Annotated in this window: 11 protein-coding genes; 4 read left to right on the top strand and 7 right to left on the bottom strand. The window is 36.4% G+C overall.

What is annotated here, in order from left to right:
- Nucleotides 1-4: 4 nt before the first annotated feature.
- Both fbaA and F3G75_RS05265 read right to left on the bottom strand, forming a co-directional pair.
- Nucleotides 5-1,069: a class II fructose-bisphosphate aldolase gene (gene fbaA, locus F3G75_RS05270; RefSeq protein ID WP_149716824.1), complete on the bottom strand. Its 1,065-nt coding sequence runs from the start codon at nt 1,067-1,069 to the stop codon at nt 5-7.
- 14 nt (nt 1,070-1,083) lie between these two features.
- Complete coding sequence (locus F3G75_RS05265) at nt 1,084-1,902, bottom strand: peptidylprolyl isomerase (protein WP_149716823.1); 819 nt, start codon at nt 1,900-1,902, stop codon at nt 1,084-1,086.
- Nucleotides 1,903-1,997: 95 nt separating this feature from the next.
- On the opposite strand from F3G75_RS05265, the gene nth reads away from it, so the two are divergent.
- On the top strand, nt 1,998-2,630 hold the full coding sequence (nth, locus tag F3G75_RS05260) for an endonuclease III (RefSeq protein WP_149716822.1): 633 nt from the start codon (nt 1,998-2,000) through the stop codon (nt 2,628-2,630).
- Here the strand turns inward: nth and dsbD are convergent.
- Nucleotides 2,623-4,353 carry a protein-disulfide reductase DsbD gene (gene dsbD / locus F3G75_RS05255; RefSeq protein ID WP_149716821.1) on the bottom strand — a complete coding sequence of 577 codons (1,731 nt, stop codon included), beginning with the start codon at nt 4,351-4,353 and terminating at the stop codon, nt 2,623-2,625. The two genes, nth and dsbD, sit on opposite strands and share 8 nt — an antisense overlap.
- A 105-nt stretch (nt 4,354-4,458) precedes the next feature.
- Between dsbD and ppk2 the strand changes: the two genes are divergently transcribed.
- Nucleotides 4,459-5,268, top strand: a complete 810-nt coding sequence (ppk2, locus tag F3G75_RS05250) for a polyphosphate kinase 2 (RefSeq protein ID WP_021091543.1) — start codon at nt 4,459-4,461, stop codon at nt 5,266-5,268.
- A gap of 51 nt (nt 5,269-5,319) precedes the next feature.
- Here the strand turns inward: ppk2 and F3G75_RS05245 are convergent, their stop codons facing one another.
- From F3G75_RS05245 to F3G75_RS05230, 4 genes are all read right to left on the bottom strand, one after another.
- On the bottom strand, nt 5,320-5,751 hold the full coding sequence (locus tag F3G75_RS05245) for a trehalose-6-phosphate synthase (RefSeq protein WP_149716820.1): 432 nt from the start codon (nt 5,749-5,751) through the stop codon (nt 5,320-5,322).
- A 125-nt stretch (nt 5,752-5,876) separates the two neighbouring features.
- Nucleotides 5,877-7,751 (bottom strand): molecular chaperone DnaK, encoded by a 1,875-nt coding sequence (dnaK, locus tag F3G75_RS05240; protein WP_149716819.1) that lies wholly within the window; start codon nt 7,749-7,751, stop codon nt 5,877-5,879.
- 35 nt (nt 7,752-7,786) lie between these two features.
- Nucleotides 7,787-8,329, bottom strand: a complete 543-nt coding sequence (gene grpE / locus F3G75_RS05235; protein ID WP_107953211.1) for a nucleotide exchange factor GrpE — start codon at nt 8,327-8,329, stop codon at nt 7,787-7,789.
- Nucleotides 8,326-9,120 (bottom strand): HrcA family transcriptional regulator, encoded by a 795-nt coding sequence (locus F3G75_RS05230; RefSeq protein WP_149716818.1) that lies wholly within the window; start codon nt 9,118-9,120, stop codon nt 8,326-8,328. The genes grpE and F3G75_RS05230 overlap by 4 nt, the downstream gene beginning before the upstream one ends.
- A gap of 345 nt (nt 9,121-9,465) precedes the next feature.
- Between F3G75_RS05230 and F3G75_RS05225 the strand changes: the two genes are divergently transcribed.
- Both F3G75_RS05225 and F3G75_RS09305 read left to right on the top strand, forming a co-directional pair.
- The gene (locus tag F3G75_RS05225) at nt 9,466-9,711 is read left to right on the top strand and encodes a helix-turn-helix domain-containing protein (protein ID WP_149716817.1); all 246 of its coding nucleotides are present in this window, start codon (nt 9,466-9,468) and stop codon (nt 9,709-9,711) included.
- On the top strand, nt 9,712-9,885 hold the full coding sequence (locus F3G75_RS09305; protein ID WP_180382092.1) for a hypothetical protein: 174 nt from the start codon (nt 9,712-9,714) through the stop codon (nt 9,883-9,885).
- Nucleotides 9,886-9,893: the final 8 nt, after the last annotated feature.

Raw genomic sequence — 9,893 nt, 5'->3', positions numbered from 1 at the left:
AGGATTAGTTCCTATTTAGGCAGTTTAAGTCGCTAAAAGCAGTCTGAAGACGCTTAACCATGCTCTCCTCGCCACTTCTTAGCCATTTCCTTGGATCGTAGTATTTTTTATTTGGCTTATCGTCGCCCTCTGGGTTGCCGATCTGACCTTGCAAGTATGCTCTATTTTTAGCCTCATACTCGCGTACGCCATCCCAAAATGCCCACTGCGTATCGGTGTCAATGTTCATCTTGATAACGCCGTAGCTCACAGCATTTTTGATATCTTTTAGCTCGCTACCACTACCGCCATGAAATACAAAATTTACTGGCTTCTCGCTTTTTGTATTAAATTTCTTAGCGACATAGGCTTGTGAGTTTTTAAGAATTTCTGGTCTTAGCACGACATTGCCCGGTTTATAAACGCCGTGAACGTTGCCAAAACTAGCTGCGATGCTAAATTTATCGCTTATCTTACTTAGTCTTTCATAAGCAAGCGCGACATCTTCTGGCTGAGTGTAAAGAAGCGCATTATCAACACTTGTGTTATCCACGCCGTCCTCTTCGCCACCAGTGACGCCAAGCTCGATCTCTAGGCTGATGCCAAGCTCGCTAAGCTCTTTTAGATACTTCTCACACGTGCTTAAATTTTCGTTGATATTCTCTTCGCTAAGATCAAGCATGTGAGAGCTAAAAAGCGGCACGCCGTGAGTTTTTTTATACTCATGACTTGCTTTTACTAGCTCATCTATCCAAGGCAAAAGTTTTCTAGCAGCGTGGTCAGTGTGTAAAATGACTGGCACGCCATAAGCCTTAGCAAGCAGATGAACATGTTTTGCTCCAGCGATCGCACCAAGAACGGCTGCGTTTTCGCAGGCTTTACCAGCGTAAAAACCTGCACCGCCATTACTAAACTGAACGATAACAGGCGAGTTAGCAACCTTTGCCGCTTCTAAAACAGCATTTACTGAGTCGCTACCTACGACATTTACAGCAGGTATTGCAAAACCTTGCTCTTTGGCATAAGCATAAAGTTTTGTTACATCATCTCCGCTTAAAACACCAGGTTTTACGATATCTAAAACGCCCATTTTATCCTCCAATTTTACTTATATTCTATCTTTGCTTTTTGGCGTAGAGCTTCACTTTTTTGTCTAACAGCAGCTTGGAATTTCTCCATTTTAACAGCTTGCTCGATCTCCGCTTTTGCTTGCTCAAAGCTTACAGTACCAGCAGCTTTACCATCTTCTTTCAAGATAACATGGTAGCCAAACTGAGTTTTAACTGGCTTAGTTGAAACTGTGCCATTAGCCATTGAAAATGCTGCGTCTGCAAAAGGTTTTACCATTTGGCTTTGACCAAACCAGCCAAGTGCACCACCATGTGCTGCTGAGCCTTTGTCGATTGATTTTTGACTTGCTAGCTCTGCAAATTTCTTAGTTAGCGCCTCACCTTTTAAATTTTTAAGTTGAGCGATGATGTCGTTTGCTGTTTTTTCATCTTCAACTAGGATATGCCTTGCTTTTGCTTGAGCTGGCTCGTTCATACTTGCTTTGTTTTTATTGTAAAAATCTTTTAGTTCGTTATCACTTACTTTTATGCCGTCAAAAAGCTTTCTCATATAAAGCTCAACCGCGATGCCTTCTTGCGCTGCTTTTACAGCTTTGATGTACTCTACATCTTTTTCGATACCGCTTGACTTAGCATCTTTTAAAAGAAGTTTTCTATTTATTAGATCGTCAATTATACGTTTTTTCTCATTTGGTTGAAGCTTGCTAGCGTCAAATCCTGGCATGGCTGCTGATAAAAGGCTTGAAATATCGCTATCGCTTATAGCATCACCATCAACTGTTGCAACTACTGCTGCATTTAGAGTGACAGCTGCAGCTAAACTTAAAACTACTGGAAACAAAAATTTTTTCATATAAATCCTTTAAAAAATTGATTTTATGGGCAAGATTATATCAAATAAAGCGATAACTTTTCATTTAACTTAAGAAAATAAGGTAAAATACGAAAATGAGAACAAAAAAAGATATTTTAGAGATAAAAAGAAGACTTCTAGAAGAGTTTAAAGACGCTAAAAGCGAGCTTAAATTTAGAAATTTATATGAGCTACTTGTCTGTGTCATGCTCTCAGCCCAGTGCACTGATAAAAGAGTAAATTTAATAACTCCAGCTTTATTTGAAGCATATAAAGATGTCTATGAGCTAGCTAGCGCAAATTTAGCGAGCCTAAAACTAATGATAAACTCGTGTAGCTTTTTTAATAACAAGGCGGTAAATTTAATCAAAATGGCAAACAGCGTGGTTGAGCTTTATAATGGAGAAATTCCACTTGATGAAGAGAAGCTAAAAGGCCTTGCTGGAGTTGGACAAAAGACCGCTCATGTCGTACTTTTAGAAGCTACAAATGCAAATGTTATGGCTGTTGATACGCATGTTTTTAGAGTGGCGCACAGACTTGATCTTAGCCATGCAAAAACGCCAGAAGCCACTGAAGCTGATCTTAGCCATGCCTTTAAAACAGATCTTGGCAAACTTCATCAAGCCATGGTGCTCTTTGGACGTTACACCTGTAAAGCCAAAAAACCGCTTTGCCATGAGTGTATCTTAAATGATCTTTGTAACAGCAAGGACAAGATTATTTAATCTTCTCAAGCTTTGCTAGAAAATTTTTAGCATCTATAAAACCGATAGTTCTAAGAAATTTTAGCTCATCTCCACCACTAAATAACAAGAGCGCAGGCGGATCAATAAGCCCAAAATTTCTTAGCATCTCATCATTTTGTGATCCGCCATTTGTTACATCGATACGAATAAGTACAAAATTTGCCAAAGCATTCATAACGTCAATATCTTTAAAAGTGATCTTTTCTATCTCTTTGCAGCTTGCACACCAATCAGCATAAAAATCTACTAAAACAGGTTTGGTTGAGTTTTTTATTATCTCATTTAGTTCATCTAAATTTTTAACGGAATTAAATTTTAACACACTATCACTTTTTGCCAAATTTAGTCCAGAAAGCGGAGAAAAAGCTTCCTTTGAACCCAAAAATGAACCAACTATTAGCATAACTGAATATATAAAAACTAGGATAAAAAACGCTTTTTTAAACTTAGTCCAGCTTTGCTCTGCTACTTCAAATGCCCCAAAATAAACTGCCATAAAAACGCCTATAATGCCATATCCTAATAGCTCAAAAAATTCTCCGAGCACACGTGCAAGGATCCAAACCGCCATGATGAGCATCAAAAAACCAAATAATTTTTTCACTTCATCCATCCAACTACCAGGTTTTGGTAAGAGCTTTCCAGAGCTTAGCCCAATAATAAGTAGCGGCACGCCCATGCCAAGCCCCATGACAAAAAGCATAATGCCACCATAAAAGACATTTCCACTTTGGGCAATATAAAGAAGCGCACCAGCTAATGGTGCTGCTACACAAGGCGATACGATGAGAGCTGAGGCAAAGCCCATAATAAAAATTCCAACATAGCCTGAACTATTTTGCGATTTTTTACTTATCAAATTTTCGAATTTTGCTGGCAATTTTATATCATAAAATCCAAACATACTAAAGCTTAAAATGACAAAAATGGCTGCAAAAGCGCCAAGTACATAGATATTTTGCAAAGCGCCTGCGATACCAAAGCCAAGTAGGCTAGCTGCAACTCCAGCTAGTGCGTAAGCCAGGCTCATCGCGACAACATAGATAAATGATAATAAAAAGCCTTTTTTTGCATTTAAATTAGCACCTTTTGAAACAATTATGCTTGAAAGTATCGGTATCATCGGAAAGACACAAGGTGTTAGTGAAAGCAAGAGACCATAACCAAAAAAAGTAAGAAGCGAGATAAAGAAATTTTTATCTCCAAGCCCATTTGCAATATCTTGCTCGCTAGAAAATTCTTCATCAAAGCTGTCGGTATCGCTTTTTTGCTCTTTTTTAAAAGTGGCGATACTAAATTTTCCAGCTTGGTCAGTTATCTCATAAATTTTGCTTTGTGGACGGTAACAAATACCGTTTTTAGCACAGCCTTGATAGTTAATGTCAAGTATTGCTTTGCCATTTGAAAGATTTTCTTTTACTAAATTTAATGGGATAAAAATCGAAAAATCTTTTGGATAAATTTCGTATTCTCCCGTATTTTCACTACTTGGCAAATTTAATAGCTCATTTATCTTTTTGCCAGCTAGTTTAATCTCAAAACTATCTTTATAAAGATAGATATTTTCACCAAAGTTAAACTTCACTTCAACATTTTGACTATCAACGCTTGGAGTTAAAACAAAGGCTTTGCTAACATCTAAAACCTCGGCAAAAAGCGAGCCTGCAAATAAAATAATCGAAAAAAGAAATTTTAAAAACATACTAATCCTTGCTAAATTAAAAAAGATGATTTTAGTCTAAATTCCTAAATTTATTCTATTTTATTGTAAAATCGTGAAAATATGTGAAATTTTAAAGGAGCAAAGATGTCAAAAGACAAAAAACACCAAAAAAGTGAGAAACTTGGCTATGAGGAAGAGCTTAGACTGCTTCAAATTGAACTTTTAAAATTTCAAAATTACGTAAAAGAAAAAGGCCTTAGAGTACTTATGTTAATGGAAGGGCGCGACGCAGCCGGTAAAGGAGGAACGATAAAACGCTTAACCGAGCATCTAAATCCAAGGGGTTGCCGTATAGTAGCGCTTGCTAAGCCAAGTGATGTCGAAAAAACGCAGTGGTATTTTCAAAGATATGTGACTCATCTGCCAAGTGCTGGAGAGATCGTGATCTTTGATAGAAGCTGGTACAATAGAGCTGGTGTTGAGCCAGTGATGGGCTTTTGCACGCAAGAAGAGCATAAGGAATTTTTACGTGAAGTGCCAAAATTTGAAGAGATGATCATAAACTCCGGCATAATTTTCTTTAAAATTTATCTTTCAATCACAAAAGATGAGCAGAAAAAACGCTTCAAAGAGAGACAAAATGATCCGTTAAAGCAGTTTAAAATTTCACCCGTTGATCAAAAAGCACAAGAACTTTGGGATCAATACTCTATCGCTAAATATTCTATGCTTCTTGCCTCTCACAATAGCATTTCGCCATGGGTTATCGTCTCAAGCGATAACAAAAAAGAAGCTAGGCTAAATGTCTTTAAATTTATCCTAAGTCACGTTGAATATCCAAAAAAGATAAATGACTACTTGGAATTTGACAAAAACGTCGTAAGAGACGGAAGTGAAGAGATAAAACGCATAGAAGAAGGGCTAAATAAAGATAAGTTAAAGAGTATCGATTAAAGAATTTTTAACTTCTAGCTGGCAATTTACTTAGATTTGTTAGCTAAATTTTTAAGCCCACCACATTACTTTTGCTAAAATGACCATTATCAGGCAAAGCACTAGAGCTATTAAATGTGAAAATTTACCAAATGGATCAGGCTTTTTTAAAATAACGACATTAAAAACAGAGATAAAAGTTACAAGGCACATTATGAGTAAAACAAAAATTTTTATAAGCAGTAGCTTTTGAAAGTTGCTTTGCCACCAGCCAAGCTCACCTCCAAAATAGTCTTTTGCCATATAAGCGCCACTTATTAAAAGCAATAAAAATGCTGTGCCAAAAACCTTTGCGCTGCCTTTTGTGTAGGCCTTTTTAACTATTTCAAGGGTTTTAGCATCAACCGTTTTTTTAGCAAACGGATATATGCAAACATCGAAAAATACGTATCCTATAAATACAATGGCACAAATTAAATGAGTAATCAGAAAAAATAAGTACATTTTTTGCCTTTTTGTTTGGCATTATATAAATTTTAACTATTTAAACTGCTTATTTTGAATCAATCTTAAGGATTCATGAAGATAAATTTATAAAAGAGCAAGGCAAGCGCCCTGCTCTAGGAATTTTACTCGACTTCAGCGTCTATAACGTCATCGTCTTTTTTATTATTTCCGCCGTTTGCTCCAGCATTTTCATCTTTTTTATACATAGCTTCTGCAAGTTTGTGGCTAGCTTTGCTTAGAGCTTCTACTTTAGCATCGATTTGCTCTTTTGAAGAATTTTCATCTTTTAAGACCTCTTTTAGATCATTTAACGCAGCTTCGATGTTACTTCTATCTTCAGCTGGGACTTTCTCGCCAAGCTCGCTCATGCTCTTTTCAGTTTGATGAACTAGTGCGTCAGCCTGGTTTCTAGCTTCGACTGCGTCTTTACGCTTTTTGTCCTCTTCTTTGTGAAGCTCGGCGTCTTTTACCATGCTATTTATCTCTTCTTCGCTTAAGCCGCTTGATCCAGAGATAGTGATGTTTTGAGCTTTGCCAGTTGCTTTATCTTTTGCTGAAACGGTTAAAATTCCGTTTGCGTCAATGTCAAACTCAACTTCGATTTGAGGAACACCTCTTGGAGCTGCTGGGATGCCTTCAAGATTAAAATTTCCAAGTGATTTATTATCTCTTGCAAACTCACGCTCACCTTGTAAAACCATGATAGTAACTGCACTTTGATTATCTTCAGCAGTTGAGAAGACTTGGCTTTTTTTAGTTGGTATGGTTGTGCCTTTTTCGATGATCTTTGTCATCACGCCGCCAAGTGTTTCGATACCAAGGCTAAGTGGAGTTACGTCGAGAAGTAGCACATCCTTAACGTCGCCTTTTATAACCGCACCTTGGATCGCAGCACCGATAGCCACGACTTCGTCAGGGTTTACACTCTTATTTAGCTCTTTACCAAATGCCTTTTTAACCTCTTCTTGAACTAGTGGCACACGAGTTGAACCACCGACCATTACGACCTCTTTGATGTCACTTTTATTTAAACCAGCGTCTTTTGTTACCTCGTTTATCTTAGTGATAGTCTCGCCCACAAGTGAGTCGATCATGCCCTCAAATTTAGCACGAGTTAGCTTTTTGACAAGGTGTTTTGGACCAGTCGCATCAGCTGTGATAAATGGTAAATTTATCTCAGTCTCTTGAGCTGAGCTTAGCTCTTTTTTAGCATTTTCGGCTGCTTCTTTTAAGCGTTGAAGCGCCATGATATCGCCTTTTAGATCAATACCATTTTCATTTTTAAACTCACTTACTAGCCAGTCGATTATCTTGTTATCAAAGTCATCGCCGCCCAAGAATGCGTTACCGCCAGTTGCCAAAACTTCAACGATATTATCACCAGTCTCTAGCACTGTAACGTCAAATGTACCACCACCTAGGTCGTAAACTAAAATTTTCTCAGCCTCTTTTTTATCAAGACCATAAGCAAGTGCAGCTGCTGTTGGCTCGTTGATGATACGAAGCACGTTTAGTCCTGCGATCGTTCCAGCCTCTTTTGTAGCTTTTCTTTGGCTATCATTAAAGTAAGCTGGTACTGTGATAACCGCATCTGTTACCTTTTCACCAAGGTATGCTTCAGCGTCTTCTTTTAGTTTGATAAGAATTTTTGCTGAAATTTCTTGTGGAGTATAGACCTTACCAGCGATCTCAACTGCGCAAGCGCCATTTCTATCTACGACGTGATATGGCAAGCGGCTTTTTGCCTCTTCAGCATTTTTTTCATTGCTCATCAAACCCATGATACGTTTGATAGAATATATCGTTTTTTCAGGGTTTGTAACTGCTTGACGTTTTGCAACGTCACCTACTAGAATTTCACCCTTGTCTGTGAAAGCAACAACTGATGGAGTTGTGTTTTTGCCCTCTTTGTTTGGGATAACCTTGCTCTCGCCACGCTCAAAAACGCTCACACAAGAGTTTGTTGTACCTAAGTCTATACCTATAACTTTTGACATCTCTTTCCTTTTTATTAGATTTTATTTTTATAAATTTAGTTTGCTACACTGACCATAGCTGGGCGCAAAACCCTACCATTTATCATATAGCCTTTTTGCAAAGCTTGCACGATTTGACCACTCTGCTTCTCTTCGCTATCGACCCTTAAAACAGCATTATGCACGCTCGGATCAAACTCAGTGTCAGTTGGTATCTCGCTTACGCCATGCTTTTCAAAGCATTTTTTAAACTGATTTATAGTTATCAAAATACCCTCTTTGATCTTTTTGGCAAATTCATCATCCTCTGGATCAAAATTTGCAGCGATCTCAAGAGCATCTATGACTGGTAGCAAGTCCCTAGCAAATTTCTCATTTGCATAGTTTGCAACGTCCGTCTTCTCTTTTTCATAACGCTTTTTGATATTTTCAAACTCAGCATTTGCTCTATAATATTTATCAGTTATCTCCCCGAGCTCTTTTTCAAGTTTCTCAACCTTTGAAATATCGCCAAGTGCGTCTAAATTTACACTATCATTAGCTAGTTCTTGCACAGGCTCAACCTCAGGTAGGTTTTGCTCTTTTATCTCTTCGCTCACGCAGCCTCCTTTATTAGATTTATAAATTTCACATAGTCAGTATAAATACTGCCAGCACAGATCATCTCTGCTTCGTTGCCAAGATAGTTTGTACTAAATTTGAGCCCCATAAAATTTTCATCAAACATAGGAGAAAATGTAAGTTTCTCATCCATTTGTAAGCTAAAACTTGGGTCAAAAACCATCTTAAAACGTCTATCCTTAAACATATCAAAGGCTAAAATTTCATTTTCTTGGAAGTAAATTTTAGTCCTTTTAAGCTCTCTTATTTTACTTTTTAGTTCGCTTAAGCCAACTTGAGAGCAGATAAGCTCAAGCTTGTTTAAACTAACTCCAGCAAGATTACTTAAAAATTTATACATCCTAGCATCAAATTTAATAACGATCTCATCTTCACCAAAATTTAAGATCATATATCTATCATTTAAGTTTAAAATTTCTAGCAATTCATTATCGATTGTGCCAAAAATCATGCAATAAAGCTCAAATTCATCACATAACTTTTTCAATCCTTCGGCATCATTTATCTCTAAATTTATATCACTTATAGCAAAAATTTCACTCCAATATCTTCTCATCGCAGCAATTGTCGGAATTCTACCGCTACTAATGTGAAGCTTTGTGATCTCACCTTCATCTGAAAGTTTTTTAAAATAAACGCGTATCGTAGAAGCCGGAATAGCCGCGCTCATACGAGAACCAAGCTCATTTGAACCAATAGGCATATTGTCCTGCAAATAAGCCTCAATGATAGAATTTAGTATCAAATCACGTTTATTTGTTTTACTCACTTTTAGCACTCTTTCTTTTTAATTGCTAAGCGGATTATACAACTTTAGTTTATCAATGTCAAGTATTTAAGTTAAAATAATTTATTTATGTATCTTTAGTCTGCATAACTAAGCTTATTTAATATTAATTGTATAAGCTTTTTCAAAAATTAAATTATAAAAACAATTAAATAAACTTAAAAATTTTTATATTACCTCTACATTCTAATATTTTTATACGTTTTTACGTATTAATAAAATGTTTTATAGTATAATATATAATATATTTTAATTTATTTATACGTATTACTATTATTTGTATATTGTTTTATGTATATTTAATAAAATAATCCGTATAATACTTTAATGATTGAAACAAGTGATATATTTAATTTGCTTCACAATGCAGTTGAGGCAAAAAATATCGGTAAGAAAATTTCACAAGCAAAAATGGCAGAAGAGCTTGGTATACCAATGAGAACATATCAAGATTGGAGGCTTGGCAACTCAAAGCCACAAGCTGCTGCAGCAGTTTGCAAACTGCTTTGTGAGCTTGACGACGATGAAATATTATTTGTTATCAATAAGATGAGAAAGTTATTAGGAAAATAGATGGAAAATTTGACACAAAAAGAGAGGATAGACCTTGAGAGCGTGTTTGCAGCTATCTGCACTAAGAAAGAGCCTAAATTTTTAGGTTTCTATAAAGACTTTTACTCGAGTGCGATTTTAAAATTTTACGTAGTTAAAGACAAAATTAAAAAAATAAAAATCAAGAAAAATTAGTTTTATAT

It is taken from the genome of Campylobacter concisus, assembly GCF_902460705.1.
In the GTDB taxonomy this organism is placed as follows: Bacteria; Campylobacterota; Campylobacteria; order Campylobacterales; family Campylobacteraceae; genus Campylobacter_A; species Campylobacter_A concisus_Z.
Note: the sequence above shows the minus strand (reverse complement) of the source record. Positions and strands in the feature narration are given on the sequence as shown.